The sequence below is a fragment of the Thiorhodovibrio frisius genome, from assembly GCF_033954835.1.
Lineage (GTDB): Bacteria > Pseudomonadota > Gammaproteobacteria > Chromatiales > Chromatiaceae > Thiorhodovibrio > Thiorhodovibrio frisius.
This window is the reverse complement of record NZ_CP121471.1, coordinates 2,112,034-2,135,123: the sequence shown is the minus strand read 5'-3', so window position 1 is coordinate 2,135,123 and position 23,090 is coordinate 2,112,034. Positions and strand designations below refer to the sequence as shown.

18 protein-coding genes are annotated in these 23,090 nt (G+C 60.1%); 8 read left to right on the top strand and 10 right to left on the bottom strand.

What is annotated here, in order from left to right:
• Window positions 1-1,236 precede the first annotated feature (1,236 nt).
• Together Thiofri_RS09985 and Thiofri_RS09980 are read left to right on the top strand one after the other, a co-directional pair.
• Window positions 1,237-2,238 (top strand): hypothetical protein, encoded by a 1,002-nt coding sequence (locus Thiofri_RS09985; protein ID WP_143742040.1) that lies wholly within the window; start codon window positions 1,237-1,239, stop codon window positions 2,236-2,238.
• Between the two features lie 330 nt (window positions 2,239-2,568).
• Complete coding sequence (locus Thiofri_RS09980; protein WP_323706108.1) at window positions 2,569-3,846, top strand: IS4 family transposase; 1,278 nt, start codon at window positions 2,569-2,571, stop codon at window positions 3,844-3,846.
• Between the two features lie 69 nt (window positions 3,847-3,915).
• Here Thiofri_RS09980 and Thiofri_RS09975 read toward each other — a convergent pair whose 3' ends face one another.
• The 4 genes from Thiofri_RS09975 to Thiofri_RS09960 all read right to left on the bottom strand — a co-directional run bounded on the left by Thiofri_RS09975 (window position 3,916) and on the right by Thiofri_RS09960 (window position 8,660).
• Window positions 3,916-5,154 carry a M48 family metallopeptidase gene (locus Thiofri_RS09975; RefSeq protein ID WP_009151255.1) on the bottom strand — a complete coding sequence of 413 codons (1,239 nt, stop codon included), beginning with the start codon at window positions 5,152-5,154 and terminating at the stop codon, window positions 3,916-3,918.
• Window positions 5,155-5,558: 404 nt separating this feature from the next.
• Window positions 5,559-6,305, bottom strand: coding sequence for a L,D-transpeptidase family protein (locus tag Thiofri_RS09970; protein ID WP_009151254.1), 747 nt, complete (start codon window positions 6,303-6,305; stop codon window positions 5,559-5,561).
• A gap of 95 nt (window positions 6,306-6,400) precedes the next feature.
• On the bottom strand, window positions 6,401-7,144 hold the full coding sequence (locus Thiofri_RS09965) for a TSUP family transporter (RefSeq protein WP_009151253.1): 744 nt from the start codon (window positions 7,142-7,144) through the stop codon (window positions 6,401-6,403).
• Window positions 7,145-7,178: 34 nt separating this feature from the next.
• The gene (locus tag Thiofri_RS09960) at window positions 7,179-8,660 is read right to left on the bottom strand and encodes a phosphomannomutase (protein ID WP_009151252.1); all 1,482 of its coding nucleotides are present in this window, start codon (window positions 8,658-8,660) and stop codon (window positions 7,179-7,181) included.
• 357 nt (window positions 8,661-9,017) lie between these two features.
• On the opposite strand from Thiofri_RS09960, the gene Thiofri_RS09955 reads away from it, so the two are divergent.
• Window positions 9,018-9,791: a hypothetical protein gene (locus Thiofri_RS09955; protein ID WP_009151251.1), complete on the top strand. Its 774-nt coding sequence runs from the start codon at window positions 9,018-9,020 to the stop codon at window positions 9,789-9,791.
• Window positions 9,792-9,947: 156 nt separating this feature from the next.
• Here the strand turns inward: Thiofri_RS09955 and hrpA are convergent, their stop codons facing one another.
• From hrpA to nifV, 6 genes are all read right to left on the bottom strand, one after another.
• A complete protein-coding gene (hrpA, locus tag Thiofri_RS09950; protein ID WP_009151250.1) occupies window positions 9,948-13,973 on the bottom strand; it encodes an ATP-dependent RNA helicase HrpA in 4,026 nt (1,341 codons plus the stop codon).
• Window positions 13,974-14,101: 128 nt separating this feature from the next.
• A complete protein-coding gene (gene nifM, locus Thiofri_RS09945) occupies window positions 14,102-15,037 on the bottom strand; it encodes a nitrogen fixation protein NifM (protein WP_009151249.1) in 936 nt (311 codons plus the stop codon).
• Window positions 15,034-15,540 carry a nitrogen fixation protein NifZ gene (locus Thiofri_RS09940; RefSeq protein WP_009151248.1) on the bottom strand — a complete coding sequence of 169 codons (507 nt, stop codon included), beginning with the start codon at window positions 15,538-15,540 and terminating at the stop codon, window positions 15,034-15,036. The genes nifM and Thiofri_RS09940 overlap by 4 nt, the downstream gene beginning before the upstream one ends.
• Window positions 15,524-15,871 carry a nitrogenase-stabilizing/protective protein NifW gene (gene nifW / locus Thiofri_RS09935; protein WP_009151247.1) on the bottom strand — a complete coding sequence of 116 codons (348 nt, stop codon included), beginning with the start codon at window positions 15,869-15,871 and terminating at the stop codon, window positions 15,524-15,526. Before nifW ends, Thiofri_RS09940 begins: the two co-directional genes overlap by 17 nt.
• Window positions 15,872-15,958: 87 nt before the next feature.
• Window positions 15,959-16,513, bottom strand: coding sequence for a hypothetical protein (locus Thiofri_RS09930; RefSeq protein WP_009151246.1), 555 nt, complete (start codon window positions 16,511-16,513; stop codon window positions 15,959-15,961).
• Between the two features lie 35 nt (window positions 16,514-16,548).
• Window positions 16,549-17,739 (bottom strand): homocitrate synthase, encoded by a 1,191-nt coding sequence (gene nifV, locus Thiofri_RS09925; protein ID WP_009151245.1) that lies wholly within the window; start codon window positions 17,737-17,739, stop codon window positions 16,549-16,551.
• 324 nt (window positions 17,740-18,063) lie between these two features.
• On the opposite strand from nifV, the gene Thiofri_RS09920 reads away from it, so the two are divergent.
• From Thiofri_RS09920 to Thiofri_RS09900, 5 genes are all read left to right on the top strand, one after another.
• The gene (locus Thiofri_RS09920; RefSeq protein WP_255324734.1) at window positions 18,064-18,189 is read left to right on the top strand and encodes a response regulator; all 126 of its coding nucleotides are present in this window, start codon (window positions 18,064-18,066) and stop codon (window positions 18,187-18,189) included.
• 143 nt (window positions 18,190-18,332) lie between these two features.
• Window positions 18,333-19,481: a cobalamin B12-binding domain-containing protein gene (locus Thiofri_RS09915; RefSeq protein WP_009151244.1), complete on the top strand. Its 1,149-nt coding sequence runs from the start codon at window positions 18,333-18,335 to the stop codon at window positions 19,479-19,481.
• Entirely contained in the window at window positions 19,459-20,382 is a 924-nt protein-coding gene (locus Thiofri_RS09910) for a GGDEF domain-containing protein (RefSeq protein WP_009151243.1), read from the top strand. Before Thiofri_RS09915 ends, Thiofri_RS09910 begins: the two co-directional genes overlap by 23 nt.
• A 15-nt stretch (window positions 20,383-20,397) precedes the next feature.
• Window positions 20,398-22,452, top strand: coding sequence for a sensor histidine kinase (locus Thiofri_RS09905; RefSeq protein ID WP_009151242.1), 2,055 nt, complete (start codon window positions 20,398-20,400; stop codon window positions 22,450-22,452).
• Window positions 22,449-23,090, top strand: a complete 642-nt coding sequence (locus tag Thiofri_RS09900) for a response regulator transcription factor (protein ID WP_009151241.1) — start codon at window positions 22,449-22,451, stop codon at window positions 23,088-23,090. Before Thiofri_RS09905 ends, Thiofri_RS09900 begins: the two co-directional genes overlap by 4 nt.

The following is a 23,090-nucleotide window of genomic DNA, read 5'->3' as shown; positions in this document are numbered from 1 at the left end:
CTAACACGGTGCTTCACCCGACCCGCGCCGTCGGCACTTCGCTCTCGCTCAGTGCCGCCATCGCGGGCGGGTGAGCCGGGCGTTAGGCAACTTCAACGAAATAGGTGAGCAAAATGGCGAGACAAGGTTGTAGAGATTGTGAAATTTGCACCCGAAGCGGCATTTCAAAAATATTGCATATTCCAGCCGATATCGTGTATGCACTTGCTTTCAGTTGGAACCATGGTCTGTTTGTAAAAAAATGCCCGCAGTGTAAGCACGCAATGAGCAAGCATCAGCGTCGAGACGACGGCTCGTTCAAAGATTAAAAAGCCTATTAACTGGTTTTGAATTTGAAAGCCGATTAAGCACAACGTCATCTCCTTAGAAGAGTTCAATAAATTAACTCTGGGGAGATGATTTAATCAAAGGCATGAAAACAGATTATGGCAAATGTTGAAATACTAGAAGAGGTGTGCGTAGGTGACAGTGGAGACTGGAATCTATGCTTCCAATGGGCTCGTTACAAATATGATGACGACTTCTATCCTGACACTGAGGGCCTCGACCGGGGTTATGTTGTCCCTCAGTCTCAAACGGTACCCATTCCATCAATTGGGAACCCCTCTGACTTCCATGATAGGCGACAGCGACTTCGTTGCCTTATACGCTGGCGTTGGTGGTCTTGCCCACCTCCCGTCATGGATCTCCAGCACTGGACAGATAAATCTTCAAGAACATGCCGCCCCTGCTACCCCGAGAGACGATGACCACCACTTCCGTTCTTCCAGTGGCCAACCAACGGCCTTCCCCTTCTGACCACAGGGTCGGCGTCTCCAACCTTTGTTCACGAGGCTACATCTAGGTTCACTTAGCTGACGGCCTGCTCTCTTGCTGTGTGGAAACTTACGACCCCTTGTTACCAAGACGCCGCTTCCTCATGCTACCGAGGTGTACGGACAACTCCCCGGACGGGACTTTAACCCGCTAGACTTACTGTTGTTACTGCGAACGGCCAGGCTCGGTTTAATTTCTGAGTGCTAAATCAAGCCAACTAATTCGCCTAACACGGTGCTCCAGCCGAAGCCGGTTTCGCTCTCGCTCAACCGGCTCGGCTGAGCGAGGCGTTAGGTGCAGAAATCAACATAGCCCGCCAGGAGGAGTATGCTCAGCATGGGTAAGGTGTGCAAAAAATGCGGATATGCCAGAAAGCCACAGGACGCAGCTCCAGCCTATGCATGCCCAAACTGTGGAGCAGTGTATGAGAAGGTCGAAGCGCAGCTAGCCCGCCAGGCGACCGGTGACGGCGCTCCTAAGAACTTACCCGGCGCCCGCAGAATCAACCGCAAGGCCGGGCCTGCATTTCGTCGCGGTAGTCATTTACTTCTGCTTCTCGTCTCCTGGGTTCTCGGCCTTGCGGGAATCGTTAATCTGCTTGCGGGCGATTTCAAACTTGCCATCTTGACGCTTCCTGCGTTGATCGTTGCTTTACCTGCGTCGCGCAAACTGTTGCCGTCGGTGGTGCAAGTTTCGCTTATCGGGCTACTGATTACCGGACTCACTGTCAACAACCTAATCGACGCCATTCAGGAAACCGAGCGCCTAGAAAAGGAGGCGGCCGAACGCCAAGATCGGCGGGAGGAATATGCCAAGAGGCGAGCGGAGCGAATTGCCGATTTCGAATCAAAAAAGCAAGCGTTGTTGAGCGAAGCAAGACTGAACTTGAGTGACGGCAATTTTGGCGCTGTGCTGGCGGTAACAACGGAATGGGCTGATTTGAAAGATAAGGAACTGGTTGAGTTGGAGCGGGAAGCGCTGCGTAGTGCCAAGGAGGAACTCGCAAACGGGAATTTCGCCTTTCTTAGTGGCTTCAATAACTCCGACTTTCCGCAATTCGCGCTCTTGAATGAAGAAGCGCAACGTCTGCGCGCAGCCGCAGAAGCGCGAGCCGAGGCAGAAGCGTGCAAGAAGGATCTACAATGCTGGGGTGATAAGCATACTGTTATGGCGGGCTTTCGTTGCGACAATCATGTCGAAAGATTGGCCAAGTACGCTTTCGAATGGACAGACGGCTTCCTTGAGCCGAAGTTTAGCCGCTTCAGGTGGAAGTCTAAAGAATCTGGAGTAATCACGTATATCGGCGATAAGATACGTTTTCAGAACGGCTTCGGCGCATGGCAGAATTACGTATACGAGTGCGATCTCGACCCGATATCGGAAGTCGTTCATGACGTTCGCGCTAGCCCAGGGAGGCTTTAGAACCATGCGGAAGCGTGGCCACAAGCACCTAACTAGGGCGCAAGCCCGACCGCCAACTGGCCAGCCGCCGCTGACGCGGGCGGCTGGCCAGTTGGCGGCGGGCTGCGCTTGACGTTAGGCAAAAGAACGTACGGAGGAACTATGTCAGAGAAGAAAAAGGACGAGTACCACAGACCGCAATGTCGTTGACTTAAGCGCCATCGCGCTGATTTTGCTAAAATTATCGCCTCGATTCCCGATTTTCACCCAATGGAGTACAACCAATGAAGCGCCACACACAAATCGAACTGAAGCCGGCGGAAGTAGCGCATACAAAGTGTATTCCAAAATGTGTACAACGCGATTAATGGCTCACTTTCCAACGCCGATTTTGCCGCTGAACATCGTCTGAATGAGCGCGCCTTCACCCGCCAACGTGATTTGCCCTTCGAGCGCTTGGTGTCCTTCCTGATGAAACCCCGCGCGCGCAGCACCGAAACCGAACTGGCGAGTTTTTTCGCCGCGATTGAGGGCGAAGCCGTGGCCTCGGAGGTGCCGACGCGCTCGGCGGTGAGTAAGGCGCGCAAGGGGCTGGCCGCGTCGGTGTTCGAGGCGCTCAACCGCCAAGCCTTGGCGAGGTTTTTCTCCGGTTTCGGGCGTCCAACCTGGCATGGGTTCCGCCTGCGGGCGGTGGATGGGACGACCTTTCGCCTGCCCGATGGCGAGGGCATTGAACGGTCTTTCGGCGCTCAACCCAGCGGACCGGTGCTGGCGCGCGGTTCGCTGCTCTATGACCTGGACCTGGAGATGGTTCTGGACTTCGCCGTGGCGGCCTACTGTGTCAGCGAACGTGAACTGGCGGTCGATCATCTCAAGGCGACCGCGCCGGGGGATTTGGTCATTTATGATCGCGGGTATCCGGCGCTTTGGCTGTTTGCTTTGCACCGGACCTTGGGGGTCGACTGCGTGATGCGTTTGCCGCGCAAACAGTTCAAGGAAGCCGAGCCGTTTTGGCACAGTGATGCGCCCAGTGCGCTGATCACCTTGCATCCCTGCGCGGAACAAGCGCGCGCGTGCCGCGACCAGGGGGCCGAACCCGATCCGATCACCTTGCGCCTGGTGCGGGTGAAGCTCAAAGGCGGCGAAACCGAGGTGTTGGCCACCACAGTACTGGAGGAGACGCGGCTGCCGGCACGGTTGTTCAAAGACCTCTACCACCGGCGTTGGGGAGTGGAAGAAGGGGGCTATAAGGTCACTAAGGTGCGCGCGGAGATGGAGAATCTCTCCGGGCGCACGTCGCTGGCGGTGCGCCAGGACATGCATGCGAAGGTGCTGGCGATGAATCTCGCGGCCATGCTGCGCGCGGTGGCCCAGTTGGTGGCAAAGCGCCTGTACGAGGCACGCCGGTTTGACTACAAGGTGCGCATGACCAGCGCCTTGTCCCACCTGAGCGATCAGTTGTTTCATCTCCTCTACGCTTCACCAATCGGTTGCGCGGAACTGATCACACGGATCATCCAACGCTTGTCACAAACCACTGAGCAAGTGCGCCCGGGGCGGAGTTTCCCGCGCCACAATCCCGGGCAGCGCAAGGCGGGATACCATATCCCGTACAAGCGGGTCGTCTAAAGTTGACGGCATTGGTGCTCTACCCTGGTCGATGAAGCTGCTGTTACGGTAACGCTCACAGCGTTCCGATCACTCCTGTTTTCGGCACCTCACTGGCCGGTACCTGGATTCGAGCGAGCCGTTGGTGCAATCCCAAAGAACATTTCCGTCCTCCACCACAGGCACGATGATCACTGTCTTGCCTTCGAGTTGGGTTGGCGGTCCGGCGTAGGTCACAATGATGACGCCGCCGTCGGTGACGACCACGGAACGCACAGCCGAATTCTCCGCATCCCGATTCGCGTCCCAGCCAATATCCTCGTTGCTGGCTGGCCATTCGCCGGTCTCTCGCGCGAAGTCAATCACCTCCTGCTCGACCTGGCGACTGGTGATCAGGCCTTCAGACACCCGCGCCCGCATGGTGAACTCCTGAAAAGCGGGAATTGATATGGCGGCCAGCATGCCGATGATCGCGACCACCATCATCACAGCAATCAATGAGCCGCCACCGGTACCCGCGCCAATGCCAAGCCTGGGGACGAATACAGCGACTATCCAAGCAAGAAAACTCCTGCGAGGCAATTTCGGATCGCGGGCCTCGGCACGCGCCATAACGCACTCCATGCGCTTGGTCAGCCAGGGATAGTCGCCAATCAACTCGTGAAAAGACATCCAAAAGCCCCCGGTCACGGCCGTCTGCGCCCGATATTGTTCGAGGCTGAGAGTTCGCCACCGCTTGCTCCCCGCAGCCAATGCCGCCAATCCGCGTAAAGCGTCATCGGCATTCTGGCAACAGGCTAAACCGTGGAGATCACAGCTATACTCGCGCGCCCGTGAATATGCCGCTCCGAGCAGCGGCAGAATGCCCGCCGGCCACAAGACCGGACCCCAGGTCAGATGTCCGCGCCGCACATGGCCTAACTCGTGCCCGATGTAAAAGGAGATGGCGCCGGGTTGCTCATCCAACGCATCAACAACGTCCGCGTACAACACAACAAAGTCGCGGCCGAGAAAGCGCGTCGCAAAGGCGTTAAAGACCCCGTCGGCATGCAGCAGGAAAGTCTCGGGAGGCTGTTGAATGCCGAGCTTTTCACAAGCGGCCAAAACTTGCGCATGCAGATCCGGAAACTGAACCGCACTAACCCTGACCGCAGTTCCTTTCAGGTAGGAGATCAGGGCGGAGTGTGCAAAGAGATAAATCAGAAAAAAGAGCAACAGCCACAACAAAACGCCGCCAAAGGTGGCAAGAATCAAAACCAGCCAAAAGAGAACCGAAATCACCAGGGAGAGCACGAACAGCGGCTGCTCGTTTTTGTAGACCAGATCCATGCGCTATCCTCTTGTATGGGTAGAAAACCGGCCACAAAGTTGCGGTCTCGACACCAAGTCGAATCCAGACCGTATGGCCTATACCAATCGCAAACTGATTTTCGGTCTTGGGTCGGGTGACGGCCACGGGGGTCTCGGCGGCAGGACGCCACCGGAAAGTCTACAGAGAGGTATTCACGGCGTCCCCCGTGGCCGTCACCCGGCCCAGAACGAGCCGAAATCTCAAAGGGTTTCGGTATACATTGTTCATTCTAACCCTGGCGGATCTTCCCTTCTCGAACCGCTAGCTCCGCAGGACGGTAACGAATTCAGCGACCTTGCCCGCAAGCCCAAAGATGGCGCACTGGACAGCGCGAGAAACCAAAGGTCACTCGCAATGCTAGGCTCGGCCAGTCGCCTTCCGATCAGTAGCCTTCCTTGGTGCCATACCTGACGATAGTCACCGGAGTCCCCTCCTTGAGATCATAAGAAAAGAGCTTGTCCATGTCCTCATTCGACAGGGCGATACACCCGAGCGTCCAATCAATGCCCATGCCGCCCTCGCCATGGATCTCAATATGACCGCCAGGTCTTGCGGTAGATTTGACCAGGTTTCTCGCCTGCAAGTCTCTCAACTCATTCAAGTCCGTCTGATTTGGATAATCCAGCAGATAGGCGCGGTAATAACGTGTCTGACCATGGTCCCGAACCCATGTCACCCGATAAAAGCCCTCCGGTGTCGCGCCATCCCCTTCAAGAATTTTGTCCCTAATGGGGTCGCGACCAAGATCAACGGGGAAAGACGCTTCTTTCTTCCCATCAATCCATAGCTCCAAGGTACGCGCCAATTTATCGATGATGATGGCAGGTTTATCCCCTGAGCCCTGAATCGCTTGATCAATCCAGGAACGATAGCGCTGAAACGCCGCATCCGAATAACCATAGTCAGCTGGAATGCCGTAAGCATTGGCAGTGCTCATGTCCTCTCGGGTTTTGTTGATCGGTCGAGATCGCGTGCTTGCCTCTTTAGGCACCTCATACAAATACGGCTGCAGCTTGACGTACAACTGATCGATCAGTGCATGCATCTCCGCTTGGAAAATCTTCGCAGCACCAATGGCTAACGCGCCGATCGCCAACAAGATCACAAACCGTTTCGTGGATTTTTTCATTCCCGTTTCGCGACTCTATCCGACCCAAAGTGGAGAGCAACAGAAGGCTGTTGATAGTACACAGAATTTGAAAAAGCGCAGCCGGCGGGCAGCGCTCAGAACAGCAGCTTCACTGAAATCACAAGCGATACCGCTACCAGCACCGGCCGCACCAGTCGGGCACCATGGCGCAACACCAGGTGGGCGCCGAGCCAGCCGCCGAGGAGTTGACCGCCAGCCATCAGCAGTCCAAGCGTCCAGACCACATGGCCACCAGCGGCAAAAAATAGCAGTGCCGCCAGGTTGCTGGTGAAGTTGAGCAACTTTGCGTGCGCCGTGGCGCGACGCAGGTTGTAGCCAAGCAAGGCAACATAGGCAGCGGCGAAGAAGGTCCCCGTGCCTGGGCCGAAAAAACCGTCGTAGAAGCCGACGCCCAGCCCAATTAGCAAGGCAAAGGCTGTGGCGCCGAGGCGCTGCCGCGAGTCGATATCAGCCACCCGGGGCGAGAGACCAAAGTAGAGCGCGAAACCGATCAGCAGCACCGGGATCAGTTGCTCTAGCAGATCGCTGGCCAAATACTGCACCAAAAGCGCACCGGCGCCGGCTCCGATAAAGGTCGCCAGCACGGCACGCCAGGCATGCAGCGGTTTGACCATGCCCCGACGCGCAAAATGCACCGTGGCAGCAAAGCTGCCGAAAACAGCCTGAGCCTTATTGGTGGCTAACACCGCAACCGGCGGCAGCCCAGCCCAGAGCAGCGCTGGAATGGTCAGCAATCCGCCACCGCCGGCAATGGCATCGATGGCACCGCTGACAAACGCCAAGACCACCAGCAGCGGTGCGACTTCCAACCATTCCATCAGTGTGTTTTGCGCTCAGGCCAGAGCCGCTCTGTCAGCGCCAATCCTGCAACACCCGCATGCACTGCCGATTCATCTCGTTCGCGCGCTCTGGCGTGTCGGCCTCGGTGTAGGCGCGCAATTCCGGCGCATTGCCTGATGGTCGCAGATGCAGGATTTCCCCATTACTCAGAGTGGCACGCACGCCGTCGGTATGGTCAATCGCAACAACGGGGGCAAAGACATCGCCAAAGGCGGCAGCAAATGCCTGGCAATCGGCACTCGGGTCGCTGGTATTAAAGGCACCGAGTCGTTCGCGACTGAGGTCGACGGGGAAGTCCTTGATGCGGTCACTGTCGGTGAAGCGCGGCGGTAAGCCAGCGCAGAGTTCAACCAGGGACAGTCCGCGTGCTTTGGCGTCGGCCAGCACCGCCACCGCAACGATGGCCGCATCGCGCGTCGGCAGAGCCGGCAGCAGACGGCCCTGGCGCTCAATGCACGAGGCAATCAGAAAGCCACCATTGGCCTCATAGCCGACCACAGGCCGATGCCCGTCATCAATCAGGGTTTTCATGCCAGCGATCACATAGGGCGAGCCAATGCGGGTGCGATACACCCTGGAAAACTCGCCCAAGCGATCAACGGCCGTGTTGCAGCTCACTGGCGTTGCAATGGCCGCAGCCCCCAGCGCCCGCGCGCACAGGATGCCAGCCACGTCGCCGCGCAGCCAGCGCCCGCTTGCATCGGCCAGCAGCGGGCGGTCGCCATCGCCATCGGCCGAGACCAGGGCGTCGAAGTCGCCTCCGGCGCACCAATCGCGGGCCAGGTCCCGGTCTTCGGCGCGGATGGCCTCGGTATCCACCGGCACAAAGGTGGCGGAGAAGCCGAGCCGGGTGACATCCGCCCCCAGTCCGCTCAGAATCTCGAACAACGGATCACGCGCAACTGTCGAGTGCTCGTAAAGGCCAATGCGCAGACCGGCAAGGCAATCGCGCGGGAAGAAGTCCAAAAAGCGCCGCTGATAGGCCTCGCGGGCAGCATCGGTCTGCGCCGGCAGTGCGGGAGAACCGGCACGAAAGCTCCCCGCCTCATCGAAAAGATCGGGCGGCAGCACCACGCGTTGATGCGCGATACCGGCCTCGTCGTCTTTGAGTATTTCCCCTGCTGGCAAATTAAACTTAATCCCGTTGCGATCCTCCGGGATGTGGCTGCCGGTAACCATCATGCTTGGCATGCCAGCAGCGAAACTAAAGGTCGCCAGCGCTGGCGCCGGGATGCGCCCGAAATAGCGCGGCTCGCAGCCGGCATCGCGCACCGCCTGGGCACAGGCTGCCAGAATGCGCCCGGTACTCTCCCGGTAATCACCAGCCAGCGCCACGGGGGCTCCGGTCTCCAGCCTACCAGTCTCGCTGAGGTAGCTCAGGAACCCGCTGGCATAGCTGTAGCAGACCGCATCGGTCATGTCCGCCACCCGCCCACGCGCACCGCTGGTGCCGAACTTCACGCCCGAGGTCATCATCAAGTCGCCGATCTGCATGCCTTTCTGCCACTCCTTATCTTTCTCTGTTTCTTTCCGGAAATCTTCCGCCGGCTGACCCGCTGCACCAAAGGCACGATTTTACCAACTGAGGCGCGCGCGCGCCTGTCGCGGCCGACCCATCAGTCTCCCACCGTCTCAGATGACCCAAGCGCGCTCAGGTTCTTGATTCAATACAAGACGGAACCATGCTATGGTCGTGCCTGTCGGGTATCCGGCTGACGGCATCGATCCACGCATCCTGCGGTAACGGCAAAACCGCGCATTAACATAACGGATGACCGATGCCCGAGCGCCCGGCAACAGAAACAGCCTAAAGTTACCACCGAAACAAGAACCAACTGACGGAGTGACACAATGAGCCGACAATCCACCTCGATCCTGGTCGCAAGTATTGCGGCCGCAGCCCTGGGCCTATCTCAGGGCGCCTTTGCTACCGACGCCACCGCGCCCGCAGCAGCCACCCCACCGGCTCCGCCCGCACCCCCGGCGGCCCCTGCCCCGATGAGCGCTCCGGAATCTCCCGATGCGATCATCGCCCGCATGGAAGCGCGCCACAAACAAATGGCTGAGGAGCGCGAGCGCCGATACGAAGAATTGCGCAACCGCGCTAGCCAGCTGGGCTTTGAGATGCCCGAGATGCCACCTTGGGAGCCAGGCGAACGCGCCGGCATGCCATCGCCCGATTACGCTCCCTGGATCACGCCCGAGGAGCGCAATGCCCTGCGCGAGAAACGTTGGCAGGAAACCCGCACCCGCGCTGCCGAGCATGGAATCGAGCTGCCCGAAATGCCCCCTTGGAAAGCCGCTGAAGAACGTCGCAAGGAAATGAAAGCGCGCTTCGACAAGTTTCGCGAGACCATGGACGCCCTGAACCAAGAACAGCGCCAAGCCATTGAGCAGGTGATCGGCGAGATGCCGGACTTTGGCGAAATGCCGGAATTCGGCACCATGCCAAGCCGCCCCGGTGGCATGGGTCCTGGCTGGCATGGCCAAAGCCGCTGCCCCCATGGCAGCAAGCCATGCAATCATCCGCGTCCCGGTTACCCGGTTCCCATGGGTGCTCCCGGCATGATGCCGCCGCCGGCCGCTGAAGCGCCCGCACAACCCACTCCGGCTCCTGCCAATTAAAGGCTGAAGCAGGCTCCCTCGCCGCCCGGACCGCTCGCGTCCGGGCGGCCTTCCCGCCTGATTCCTGGTCCACGGTTTATGTTGGAGCGACATCCCAAAGCATGAATCCATGAGACTCGCGGCCCGGAGACCTTCAGTTATCCAGTCGCGACCAGGTCAAAGCCCCAACTCCCGCCAACGCGCCTTCACTCTCTTGACTGAAACAGGATAGGCCGTCCCCAGTTGCTGGGCAAAAAATGACACCCGCAGCTCCTCCAGCATCCAGCGGATTTCAGCCAGTCTCGGGTCCGCGCGTCCCGCCTTGTCAGCGGCCGTCTGGCGCTCCCCCCATTGCTCCAGCAGCGGCCTGATTTCCACCATAAGCGCACGATCACGTCCGCCGGCGTGGAAAAGCTTCTCGGCTCGCTGCCCAATGGCTTTCAGATAGCGCGGATACTGCTTGAGCTGACCGAATGGCATCTGCTGCAGGAAACCTTTAAACACCAGGGCATCGAGCTGTTCGCGCATGTCGCTCACCGCCTCGAGCCAGTTGATCTGGGTAATGCCGCCCAGTTGCTTGCGCAGGCTTTGATAATTGCCGAGTATCTCAGCGGCCAGGGCACAGACCTCGTTCGCGGTTGGAAACAGACGCGGCTTGCCGGCGGTCAGGCACTGCTCAAATGCGCTCTGGCTGTATGGGGTCGGCTGATCCTCGAGAAAGGCGAGATCCAGGATCAGGGCGATGAGTTCATCGGCCAGATCAGCGGGCTGAGCGCGACGGGATGTCGCATCGACCGGCGCCTTGGCATACTGCAATCGCATCCGATCCAACCCCGGCAGCTGCCGGCGCAGTGCGCGCATGTCAGTCGCCAGCTGTAGCATGATCAGCCGCCGCAGCCCGGCGCGCATGGCTTGCGCGGCACTGGCTTCGGAATCCAGCACCCGCACGGCCACCGTCTTGCCCTCGTCGACCAACGCCGGATAGCCGCGCAAGCGGATGCCGCCGCGAGTGAGATCAATCTGCGCGGGCAGGTCGCCGAAGTCCCAGCGGGTCAGCCCCTCGCGCTCCAGCCCGGCGCTCGGGATTTCAGCAAAGCGCGCGCCACCGGCCTGGCCATATTGGCGTTTAAGCGCGATCAGATCCTCCCCGCTCGCCACGGCACGACCGTCCTGATCGATGAGCCGCACCTTCATACGCAGATGCTCCGGGATGACGGATTCATCCCAGGCATCCTCCGGAATGATCTGGCTGGTCAAGGATTTGATCTCTTCGTTCAGCGCCTGGATCAGCGGTCGCTCGCTGGGCGACAAGCCCGCGGCAATCTTCGCCGCTGTATCAGGGATGGGCACCAGCGCCTTGCGGATAGGTTTGGGCAGGCCACGCAGCAGCGCGGTGATGCGTTCTTCCAACAGCCCCGGCACCAGCCATTCGAGCTGCTCGGGCGCGAGCTGGTTGATCAGCGGCAGCGGCAACACCAGGGTGACGCCATCGGCCTGATTGCCGGGATCGAAATGATATTCCAGTGGCAGTTCGGTGGCGCCGACCCGCAAGGCATCCGGAAAAGCCTCGGCGATGATGCCGACGGCCTCCCGATTGTAATCAGGGTGCATCACATCCTGCATGCTCATATGCAGCAGTTTCGGCTGCTTCTTCAGCGCTCGGCGCAGCCATTGCTCGAATTGCGGCTTGGAATAAATGCCGCTCGGCACGCGCTGGTCGTAGAAGGCATAGATGGCCTCATCATCGACCAGAATGTCGTGGCGACGTGATTTGGCCTCCAGATGGCGCACGTAGTCGATCAACTCGGCATTGTGGCGCCAGAAAGGAGCGCGGGTGTCAAAGTCGCCTTCGGTCAACGCAAAGCGCAGAAATATCTCCCGTGCCTCGGTCGGGTTGTTGGGCCCGTAATTGATCCGCCGTTTGGGTACCAGGGTGAGCCCATAGAGGGTTACTTTCTCAAAGGCCGCCACCTGTCCGGCGCGCGCCTGCCAGTGCGGCTCAAAATAGCTGCGCTGGATGAGATGGGCACCGGCGGCTTCGATCCAGGCTGGCTGGATTTTGGCAACGGTGCGGCCATAGTGCCGGGTCGTCTCCACCCGCTCGGCGACCAGAATCCATTTCGGCGCCTTTTGGTTCTCAGCCTGGGGCTGGCTCCCACGCTGAAGTCTTGAAGCCAGGCCGGAGCCGGGATGAATATAGAAGCGGCTATTGCGCGCGCCTAAATACTCACGCTGTTCGTCTTTGACGCCAATGTTGCTCAGCAGACCGGTCAGAAGCGCGCGATGGATTTCTTCATAGCTGCCATCCGCTGGCCGGTTCACAGGTTCAAGCTTGGGAACCAGGCCCATCTCAGTCAACTGCTCGCGCAACTGGGCATGAATGTCGCGCCATTCCTGCACCCGAGTCCAGGACAGGAAGTGCAGCCGGCACAGGTTCTGGAATTTGCGCCTGGAGAGCTTGCGCCGCTCAGATTCGAGAAAATTCCACAGATTCACAAAGGCGAGAAAATCTGAGTCTTCATGGCGGAAAGTGGCATGCACTTCATCCGCTGCTTGCTGCTTTTCCAGCGGGCGCTCGCGCGGGTCCTGCACACTCAAAGCAGCCGCAATGATCAGCAACTCGCGCAGGCAATGGTGCTCGGCACCCGCGAGCAGCAGGCGACCGATTCGCGGGTCGACCGGCAACCGTGCGAGCTGTTTGCCAAGAGGTGTCAACTGGCCCTCGGCATCAAGCGCGGCCAGTTCCTCCAGAGTGCGATAACCGTCCTTAATCAGACGGCTGTCAGGCGCATCAATGAACGGAAAGCCTTCGATGGCGCCGAAGCCAAGCAGCTTCATCTGCAGGATGACGGCGGCCAGATTGGTACGCTGGATCTCGGGCTCGGTGAACTCGGCGCGCGCCTGGAAGGCGTCCTCGTCGTAGAGCCGGATGCAAATGCCGTTGGCAATACGCCCGCAGCGACCCTGGCGCTGATTGGCCGAGGCCTGCGAAATCCGCTCTACCGGCAGGCGCTGCACCTTGGTGCGATAGCTGTAGCGGCTGATACGCGCAAAGCCAGGGTCGATCACATAGTGAATGCCAGGCACCGTCAGCGAGGTCTCAGCGACATTGGTCGCCAGTACCACGCGGCGAGCACCATGGGGCTGAAAGACGCGCGCCTGCTCGGCCGGCCCCTGACGGGCATAAAGCGGCAGGATCTCGGTCGCCGGCGGATGATGCTTGCGCAGCGTCTCGGCGGTCTCGCGAATCTCGCGCTCGCCGGACAGAAACACCAGCACATCGCCGCGCCCTTCGCGCGCCAGTTCAGCCACCGCCTCAGAGATGGCGGTCTGCATGGCCTCGTCGCGCTCGCCGGCATGCTCTTCTGCGGGCGGGCGATAGCGGGTTTCGACTGGATAGGTGCGCCCGGAGATTTCGATAATCGGCGCCGGCTGGCCATGGCGATCAGCAAAATGGCGTGCGAACCGCTGTGGGTCGATGGTCGCCGAAGTGACAATGACTTTCAACTCAGGGCGCTTGGGCAGAAGCTGCTTGAGCACTCCGAGCAAAAAATCGATGTTCAGGCTGCGCTCATGGGCCTCGTCGATGATCAGGGTGTCATATTCATTGAGCCAGCGATCCTGCTGAATCTCGGCCAGCAGCATGCCGTCGGTCAGCAGCTTGATACGGCTCTCAGGCCGCACCCGATCATGAAAGCGCACCTTGTAGCCGACCAGCCCGCCCAATTCCGTGTCCAATTCGGCACCGACACGACTGGCCAGCGAGCGAGCAGCAATGCGTCGCGGCTGGGTATGGCCAATGCGTCCAAACAGCCCGCGCCCAAGCTCCAGGCAGATCTTCGGCAACTGGGTCGACTTACCCGAGCCAGTCTCGCCGCACAGCACAATGACCTGATGCTGTTCAATCAGCGCCGCAACCTCCTCGCGGCGCTCGCTTACCGGCAACTCGGGCGGATAATGAATGACAGCCGGGCAAAGCTGGCGACGCTGCTCGACCAATGCCTGGGAGCGCGCAATGCATTGCTTGAGATCGGCAAGGGCCGACTCCTCTGGCGGGCGGGAATCACGCCCAAGGAGACTCTTCAAGCGTCGGCGCAGACGGTGACGGTCGCGTAACAGGCAGGAGGCGAGATCGGCTTGCGTTGGCAGTGCGGTTGAGGTCGGAGATCCGTCCATTGCGTCATTGACCAGGGCATTCGACATTCCAGATGCTCAGCCGGGCCGGCACGCGCCGGTCGGGGGAATCTGGAAAAGCGCCTATTATGCAATGCTGGTGCTGCCGACAGGCAGGGGATCACCAGTTTTTCAACATCAAGCCACGGAATTCGCGCTTATTTGCCCGTCTGCGCGCGCAATTCTGCTATCCAGGCTTTTTGCATTTCGCCTTGGCGGCGCTCGGTGAGCGCTTGGCGGATGCGCTCGCGTGCCTGCTCGAAGGGGACGGTTTTGGCAGGACTGATGGCTTCGCAGTAGAGCAGGTGGAAGCCGAGCGGGGATTCGAGCACTTCGCTGATAGCGCCTTCGACCATTTCAAAGAGCGCGTTATCCAGCGCCGGGTAAAGTTGGCCGCTGGTCAGTGTGCCGAGTTGGCCATCTTGCAGTGCGCTCGGACACTCCGAGTGGTTGCGCGCAAGCTCGCCGAAGGTAGCAGCATCGCCGGGTTTGATCTGTTCAGCCAAAGCCTCCAGGCGCGCACGGGCGGTGGCGCGGGAATTCTCGGCGAATTCCTCGTTGACTGTGATCAGCAGATGGCGGGCGCTGCGGGTCTCCGGCTGGCGAAAGCGCTTGGCATGGAGTTCGTAGAAGAGTTGCTCGTCGGCTTCGGTCACCGGCGCATGACGGGCGCCGACGGTACGGATGACGGCATCGAAGGTTAGCTCGCGTTGGAGGGCACGGCGCAGCGCTGCCAGATCAAGCCCATTTAGCGCCAGTTCGTCGCGAAATTGCGCTTCGTCGGCGTAGCGCGAGCGCACCTCCACCAGTGCCTGTTCGATCTGGTCCTCCGGGATGCAGACAGCCTGAGCTTCCGGTGCATTCAGCACCAGGTTCTCGAGGCAAAAGCTCTGCCTCGCGCGCGCCTCGACCTGCGGCCATTGGTCATCGGCTAAGGCGGCAAGTCCGCAGGAAAATTTGTCCGCCGCCGCACGCAGCAAGTGGTAGCGGTATTCCGCTGGTTGCGAGTCGTGTTGAGCATTCGCTGCTAAGCCTGCGCTCTGTTGGGACGCTCGCGCGGTACCATTCATACCATTGGTCATACGATTGGTCATGCGCCTGGCTCCGACGGTGCTGAGGGCGCGCTCGCCTGATCATTCGCCGCTGGCTCTTGCACCCATTCAGTGGCTTCAAGCGCGGACTCTGGCACCTGTAGCAGATTGGCGCCAGGAAACTGGACATGGTAGCCAAGCAGTTCGCGCTCGCCGCGTAGGACCTTGACCACTTCCCCGATGCTGCCCTCCTCCACCAGCAAGCGACCGCCGCTGGCCAGGGTCAGGGTGGCGCGCACCCGGTCGCGGGTATCGAAGCGACTTTCGACCCAAAAGTCACTTGCCGCCTGCAATTCCTGCTCGCGACAGCCAACGACGAGATCCTGGTCGACAAAATGCACGCTGTAGATGATCTGGTCCTGCAAAAAGGTCCCAACATCGCGCACATAGCCCGTGCTGCCGCGACGAATCAGCAGCGCACCGCGATCCCGACCGGGAAATGTCCCGTCGTTGCGCAGGTGGCGGATAACGCGCACCTCATCGCCGTAGTCATACGCTGGGCGCATGATGCAACTGACCAAGCAGCGAATCCAACCCCACGTTCACCGGCTGCCCTTGCTTAAAGACGCGAAAGACTTTCTCGGTGCGCGCATCCGAATTCACAAAATCTCCATAGGCGCCTTCGAGCAGATCCCGGTGTAACTCAAACTGTGCCTGGGCATCCTCTGGCAAGGTCTCGACCTCGGCGAGATAATCATGAAAGCGTTGCAAAATGTGCAAACGGTTCACATGAACCACGGCAGGGTCAAAAGCAATACCGAAGTAGGTCAGGAAATCTTCGGCACTTTCGAGTTCATCGAGGTCCAGTTCCTCGATCGTCTGTGTTACATCGGACATGGCAGGCACCTTTTAGTTGATGGTCAAGGCCTAATGGCGAATAGATTCGCCGCGTCGGTCAGGCGAATTCATTCGCCAAATTTTGCGTCAGCGACGCCGCAAAACATGCAGGTTATCCCCAGCACCCTGAATCTGTTGCTCGGTCACCAGACTGCGCGCCAGGCGCAGCAGGCTGTCGATGCCCAGACGCCCCTCGGTATCGAGCCGCGCAAGGGTCTCAAGACGTTCGAGCGCCTCGGTGGCGCGCTCCAAACGCAACTCCAGATAGCCAGCGCCTTTGAGCGCCAGCAGCAGAAAGCGGGTCAAGGGCATGGCATGCTGGCTTAATTCATGCAGCCGGGCCTCATCGAGTTCCCGCCAGCCGCCGTCCAATCCCAGGTCGCGGGCACTCAGCGCCAGCGCACGCTCGGCCACAATCAGCGCATCCTCCAGCCGGTGCTGATAGTAATAGTAGCGATAGAGCGCGACCAGCACCGATAGCTGCTCGGGCGCCAGAAAGTAAGCCCGCAGCAAAGCCAACTCAGCGCTCGCGCCGCCTTCGCTTCCATAGTCGCTCGCAGCATCCTGTATGAGCGCGTCCACCTCCGCCGGCAGCGGGGCGTCGAAGTACATCTCCTGGCCGGTGAAGTCGAGTAAATCCAATGCTATCCCACAAATTGCTTGGCGATGGTTGCTGGCTATTGCAAGCGCAGACTACCGCCGGCGCTAAGATCAATCTCCGAGAGGAAACCGCGCAGATCACCCAGCTCAGGCGAGCGCTTGTGCTCGGTCACGAAGCTGCGCACACGCGTGAGCAGACAGGCAGCCTGCTCAGCACTCAGTGAGGTATTGAGCTGCTCGGCATAGGCGCGACACAGGGCATGGCGGCCGGAATGCTTGCCCAGCACCAAGCGGTGAGTGCGGCCAAGCTCGGCCGGATCGACACCCTGATAATTGCGCGGATCTTTCATCAGTCCATCGACGTGGATGCCAGCCTCGTGGGTAAAAGCCCCGGCGCCGATCAGGCTCTTCTGCCAGGCCACTGGCCGGCCCGATGCGGTTGCAACCAACTCGGACAGACTCTCGAAATGGGTGAGATCAATGCCAGTTGCGCAACCATGGACGTGCTTCAGGCCAATTGCCACCTCTTCGAGTGCCGCATTACCAGCGCGTTCCCCCAGCCCGTGCACCGTGGTATTCACATGAGTGGCCCCGCCGCGCACCGCCGCCAGAGTATTGGCCGTGGCCATGCCGAGGTCGTCATGGGCGTGCATTTCAATCTCGCAGTCACAATGGGCGCGCAGATCGCTGATGGCGGCAAACACGCCGAAGGGGTCCAACACCCCAAGGGTGTCGGCATAGCGCACGCGCCTAGCGCCCGAGGCTTGTGCCACCTCCACGACCTGGCGCAGAAAATCCGCATCAGCGCGCGAGGCGTCCTCAAAGCCAACGCCAACCTGAAAGCCCGCCTCCAGTGCCCGTGGCACCTGGATGCGAATCTGTTTGAGCACCCAGGTGCGATCACGCCCGAGCTTCCCGGAAATTTGCTGATCGGACACCGGAATCGACAGGTCGATTAGATCCACCGGTAGGTCACGACTGGCGGCAATATCCTGCTCGACCATGCGCGCCCAGACCATTAGGCGCGCATTCAGTCCCAAGGCCGCGACCGCAGCGATGGATGCGCGTTCCTCCTCGCCCATCGCCGGAATGCCGATTTCCAACTCCGGCACGCCAAGGGCGTCGAGCCCGCGCGCAATGGCAAGCTTTTCGTCCAGCGAAAAGGCCACCCCGGCAGATTGTTCGCCATCGCGCAGCGTCGTGTCGTTGATGCAGACCGCACCGGGTGCGATGCTCGGCGGAATAATCTCGGGCGGAGTCCTAGTCATGCGCAAGCCCTCCAATAGAGCCCTGAATACCGATGTCGCGTCAGCGCCGCCGGCAGTCATTTCATCGACCGCACGCGACACCCACCCCAGAGGAGCCGAAACACCTCTGGCAGGGCAATCTAAAGCAAAGGGCATGCCTAAATAGAAAAAGGCAATACATCAAGGGTGATATCGCATGCCGCAGGCCAATTTGCGCCCTTTGCGACATCCCATCCGCCGCTGTTGTCATCTTGACTGCAAGACCGGGTGCGAGACGGGGACGACAAAGAAGGTATTCGCGATGCCTTCGTTCTCGCGCTGAGCCGTCTGATGGACTAAAATCTCGTGCTCGCAGCCAAAGGCACCGAGGGCATCGCGCGGGTGCGGGCGCAACGGCCCGATCCGATCTTTTTCGACCTGCACATGCCGGACATGAGCAGCGTTGAGGTGATGTGCAAGGTGTCAACCTGACCGGGGAATTGGAATCATGAACATCGAATCCAGCGGCACATCGGAACTGGTCCATCCAGAATGACAGGTGTCAGTTTTTCGAGACCGCTACCGGCCTGTAATTGTGGGCATCCTGAACTGGGCACGGTTAAGAGGCCGCCGGCATGACGCGCAATGCCGCACAGCGCTCTGACCTGATCGCACAGGGCGCCGCCAGCCTGCCCGCAGTGTCCGCCGTGGCCGTGCAGGCCTACCAATCGGTTATGCAGTTGTTGGCGGCGGAAGTTACGGACCGTATTGCAGCCCATTCGCGTTACCCGGAACTGATCGGCGGCAACCCGCCGACGCTGTTCGCGGACAACCATCGATATCACGCCCAGTTTATGGACGAGGTGTTCCAGAGCGCGCAATACGACTTGCTCGCGGTGACCCTGCCCTGGGTCTATCACGCCTACCATGCGCAGGGCGTCCACTACGACTATTTCGCCATCGAACTTGGCCTTTGGAAGGAAGCCATAGTCGCAGCGCTGCCGGCAGAGCCTGCTGCGGAGATCATCCGCGTATACGACTGGATGCTGGCGCAGCACCAGCAGGTTATTGAACTGGCCGAACAGCGCGCCAAGACGTCACTCACCGTCGATTCAAGTCTAGCCGATGCCTTCGCTGCATTCACCGAAGCCCTGCTTGAGGCCGACGATGAACGCCTGCTCCAGTTGTGCCGCGAGTTGCGGGACGCCGGTATGGCTCTACCGACCCTGCTGCAGGGCCTGGTGGTGCCAGCGATGAATCTGGTCGGCCTGCTCTGGGAAGATGGCAAGCTCTCGATCACGGGCGAGCACCAGGCCACCGCGATCATCAACCGGGTACTGTCCTCGCTGTACTACGAGCAGGCGTTCCCCGAGCCGGTGCGGGGCCGCGCGCTGGTCGCCGCCAGCGTGAACGAGTTCCATGAGCTGGGCGCCTGGATGGTGGCCACCTGTCTGGAGTTGGATGGTTGGGACGTGATCTATCTTGGCGCCAATGTTCCAAACGATGTCCTGTTGCACAAGGCATTAGATCAGCGGCCCGATTTGGTCGCGCTGTCCATCTCTATGCCATTCAATCTGCGTGCCGCCCGGGCAGCGGTTGCGGCGTTGCGCTCGCATCTACCGGCGACCAAGGTCGTGGTAGGTGGCCAGGTGTTCCAGTTCCTGAGCTCGCTCGGAACGGACATCGGCGCCGACGCCTGTCTGCACAATTGTCTGGACGCCGTTACCTGGGCGCGCGCCCATTGTCTCCCCAGTGCGAACGATGTCCTACACCGAGACGCCTGAGTTTCAAGCCGCGCTGTTCGATTTCGCCCTTGCATCCGGTTACCTGATCATGGTCGAGTTGGATGCGGATGGGCTGATCGTCGATCACAACAACGGCTTCACTATCGCCTTGCGACCCACCGGCGAGGCACGGGGAAAGGCGCTCAGCGAATTTCTGCGTAACAACGGAAACGAGCGGCCAGAGATCGTCCCAGGGCTTCCGAACGGCACACCCGTGCCCTATGTGCTGAACTCTTGGACGGATCAGGACATTCTGATGTACGCCTACCCGTTACCCGATCAGCACGCACTCCTCATTGGTTCCGTGACCAGCCCGGACGAATCCCAGGCCACGCAGAGCCTCTCGCGTATGACCACCGAAATGGCGAACTTGGTGCGAGAATTGCGTCATGCGAACCGTCGCGTCATGGAACTCGCCCACACCGACGGCTTGACCGGCTTGGCGAACCGCCGCTGCTTTCTGGAGCGCCTGGACCTGACCCTGCTGAGCGCGCAAAGGCAAGGCCAGCCCGTCGCATTGCTGATGATGGATTTGGACCACTTCAAACAGATCAATGATCGGTTCGGACACGCCGGCGGCGACGCGGTGCTCAAAGCTTTCGCCGATTTGCTGCGCGAGGGCAGTCGCGCCGGTGATCTGTCCGGGCGCCTGGGCGGCGAGGAATTCGTGCTCATGTTGCCGAACACTAACGTCGAGAAGGGGCGGAAGGTCGCCGAGCGGACTCGCATCGCAACGGCGAAGCTACGCCCGCTCGGTGAACCGCATCGGGTTACCGTGAGCATCGGCCTGGCAATTTTGCAGGACGGCGACAATGCAAATCTATTGCTGGCTCGCAGCGACCAAGCGCTCTATGCGGCCAAGAAAGCCGGCCGCAATTGCGTAGTCGTCACCGCAAATTAGTCGTGGCGCTGGCCAATGCCCGTCTTGAAGACGGAAGTGTCTGAATGCAACCAACCGGTCTTTCAAGAAGAACGCCAACAGGCAATTGTGGCTCGAACTGCACTCCTTTATTTCCTTGCCGAGGTCGCACTGCGCCGCTTTGACGAGGCGCATTCCTGGCTCAGGATCGCTACCATCACGGGATGCGTCATCCTGGTCGCCGTCTTGCTTGCGCCGAACGCCGCGCTGGCGACTGACTCGGATGGCTCCGAGACACCTCAGCGCGTTGTCATTCTCAATGCAACCGATCCCTACCTGCCCGCCTTCCAGGTGTTTGAGCGCGCCCTGCGGGCGGCGATCGTGTCAAACAGCGCAAGCCCTGTCGAGCTATACGGTGAGACGCTGGATATGCACCGTTTTCCGCACGCGCTGCTCGAAAAGGATATCGCCAGGCTGCTGAAACGGAAATACCACGACCTGAAGATCGATGTGGTCGTCACCATCGCGCCGGTTGCGCTTGACTTCGCTCTGCGCTATCGCGATGAGACCTGGCCCGGTGCAGACATCGTGTTCAATATCATTTCGCCCAAGTTGCTCGATGAACGCAACCTTGCGCCCGATGTCATCGGCCTTCCGCACCGTCTCGAGTTCGTGGAAACGCTCGATCTTGCGCTGCGACTCAGGCCGCAAACACAAACGATTGCCATCGTCGGCGACATCCCTCGCGCTTGCTGCGAGTTTCTGGCACCTGCGCGCGCGGCAATCAAGCGCCTGGAGGCGCGGGTCGACACGCAATTGATCATTGGCCTGAGTACGGCCGAAACCCTTGCCGCCGTTGAAGCGCTGCCTCCCGATGCCATCGTGCTCTATCTGGCGATCTATCGCGATCTTGACGGCCAACCTCAGGTACCCCGCGTGATGCTGGAGCGGCTCAGCAAGGTCTCTCCGGTACCCATCTTCGGGGTCTTCGAGACCTACCTGGGGCACGGTATTCTCGCCGGCTCGATTGCCAGCTTCGGCGTGCAGGGGCGAAAAACCGGCCAAATGGTTGCTCGGGTGCTCAATGGGGAAGACCCGGCGGCAATCGGCATACAACCGCCGGTGGCGCCAAGCTGTATGGCCGACTGGCGGCAATTGCGCCGTTGGGACATCGACCCGGACCTGCTGCCCGAAGGCTGCGAGATTCGGTTTCGTGAACTTGGGGTCTGGGATCAGTACCGTCAGCAGATTCTCCTGGTGCTGGGCGTGATCCTGGCCCAGGCTGGATGGATCCTGGCACTGATGCGAAACCAGCGGCGGCTGCGCAAAACGCAAGCGGGGCTGGAGGCAGAATGCAAACGACGCAAAACAGCCGAGAGCCTCGCAGCGCAGTTGCGAGGCCGACTGGCCCGCGTCAGCAAGGAGCGCGGCCTCGGCACCATGGCTGCGGCGATTGTTCACGAAATCGATCAGCCAATTACCGCCATCCTGAACTATGCGCAGGCGACCAAGCGCAGATTGCAGGGCGATCGCGAGAGTAAGGCAAAGAGCATTGAGTTACTCGGGAAGATCGAAGGACAAGCGGAACGCGCCGGTAGCATCACGCAGCGGGTCCGCTCCTTGGTGAGCAGCGGCGAGCCGCAGCTAGAGCCTGTTCCCCTCTATCCGCTGCTCGAAGCGGTAATCCGGATGATCGAGCCCGAGATTGAAAGCCGCAGCTGCCACATCCGTTGTAGCCTGACCGGCGAGGCGCCGACGGTGCTCGCCGATCCCTTGCAGGTGCAGCTCGTACTGGTCAACCTGATACAAAACGCCACCCAGAGCCTGGCTGATGACACTGACACTGGAGCCGATAAAGAGGTCTCGGTTGACCTAGGCTACGCAGGCAAGGATCAAGTCGAGGTGAGCGTGACGGATCATGGGCCGGGCGTGCCGCCGGAGCGCGTCGGCGACATCTTTGAACACTTTTACTCAGAGAAGCGCGGTGGTATGGGCATGGGGCTATCAATCGCCCGAACCATCGTCGAGGCTCACGGCGGCAAGATCTGGCACGAGCCGAACCCGACCGGCGGTGCGATCTTTCGCTTTACACTGCGAGCAACTGCGAGATGAATAACAACACAATCCCGACAGTCTACGTGGTCGATGACGATGCCGCGATGCGGGACTCGATCGCCGAGTTGGTGGAGTCGGTCGGGATGCGGGCCGAACTCTATCCCTCCGGGCCGTCCTTTCTCGTCGCCTATGCGCCCCAGCCCCCCTGCTGTCTGGTGCTTGACGTGCGCATGCCCGAGATGAGCGGCTTGACGCTACTTCAGCGACTCCAGGCGCAGGGTTCACCCCTGCCGGTGATCCTGTTAACCAGCCACGGTGATGTGCCCATGGCCGTCGCTGCCATGAAAGCCGGCGCCATCGATTTCGTCCAGAAGCCCTACCGCGAGCAGGCACTGCTTGACAGCATCCAGGCCGCGCTAGCCGTTGACGGCCGCCGCAAGAACTCGCGGGAGACCCAGGACCATATCGATCAGTGCTCCAATACGCTAACTGCGCGAGAGCGTGAAGTCTTTGATCATCTGCTGGCCGGTAAATCGACCAAAGAGATTGCCCTGGCGCTTGGCATCAGCCCGCGCACGGGTGAAGCGCATCGACGTAGTGTGCTGCGCAAGTTCAAGGTCCGTTCGACCAAGGCGTTACTGTCCCTTTTTGTACCACCGAAAGACGCTGCGGCTCAAAGCGAACCCTTAGCGTAA

What these genes read in the sequence shown, in the direction of transcription:
- Thiofri_RS09975 (WP_009151255.1), bottom strand. Translation starts at nt 5,154, where the DNA reads ATGGATCTGGTCTACAAAAACGAGCAGCCGCTGTTCGTGCTCTCCCTG.
- Thiofri_RS09970 (WP_009151254.1), bottom strand. Translation starts at nt 6,305, where the DNA reads ATGAAAAAATCCACGAAACGGTTTGTGATCTTGTTGGCGATCGGCGCG.
- Thiofri_RS09965 (WP_009151253.1), bottom strand. Translation starts at nt 7,144, where the DNA reads ATGGAATGGTTGGAAGTCGCACCGCTGCTGGTGGTCTTGGCGTTTGTC.
- Thiofri_RS09960 (WP_009151252.1), bottom strand. Translation starts at nt 8,660, where the DNA reads ATGCAGATCGGCGACTTGATGATGACCTCGGGCGTGAAGTTCGGCACC.
- Thiofri_RS09955 (WP_009151251.1), top strand. Translation starts at nt 9,018, where the DNA reads ATGAGCCGACAATCCACCTCGATCCTGGTCGCAAGTATTGCGGCCGCA.
- hrpA (WP_009151250.1), bottom strand. Translation starts at nt 13,973, where the DNA reads ATGTCGAATGCCCTGGTCAATGACGCAATGGACGGATCTCCGACCTCA.
- nifM (WP_009151249.1), bottom strand. Translation starts at nt 15,037, where the DNA reads ATGACCAATCGTATGACCAATGGTATGAATGGTACCGCGCGAGCGTCC.
- Thiofri_RS09940 (WP_009151248.1), bottom strand. Translation starts at nt 15,540, where the DNA reads ATGCGCCCAGCGTATGACTACGGCGATGAGGTGCGCGTTATCCGCCAC.
- nifW (WP_009151247.1), bottom strand. Translation starts at nt 15,871, where the DNA reads ATGTCCGATGTAACACAGACGATCGAGGAACTGGACCTCGATGAACTC.
- nifV (WP_009151245.1), bottom strand. Translation starts at nt 17,739, where the DNA reads ATGACTAGGACTCCGCCCGAGATTATTCCGCCGAGCATCGCACCCGGT.
- Thiofri_RS09915 (WP_009151244.1), top strand. Translation starts at nt 18,333, where the DNA reads ATGACGCGCAATGCCGCACAGCGCTCTGACCTGATCGCACAGGGCGCC.
- Thiofri_RS09910 (WP_009151243.1), top strand. Translation starts at nt 19,459, where the DNA reads ATGTCCTACACCGAGACGCCTGAGTTTCAAGCCGCGCTGTTCGATTTC.
- Thiofri_RS09905 (WP_009151242.1), top strand. Translation starts at nt 20,398, where the DNA reads ATGCCCGTCTTGAAGACGGAAGTGTCTGAATGCAACCAACCGGTCTTT.
- Thiofri_RS09900 (WP_009151241.1), top strand. Translation starts at nt 22,449, where the DNA reads ATGAATAACAACACAATCCCGACAGTCTACGTGGTCGATGACGATGCC.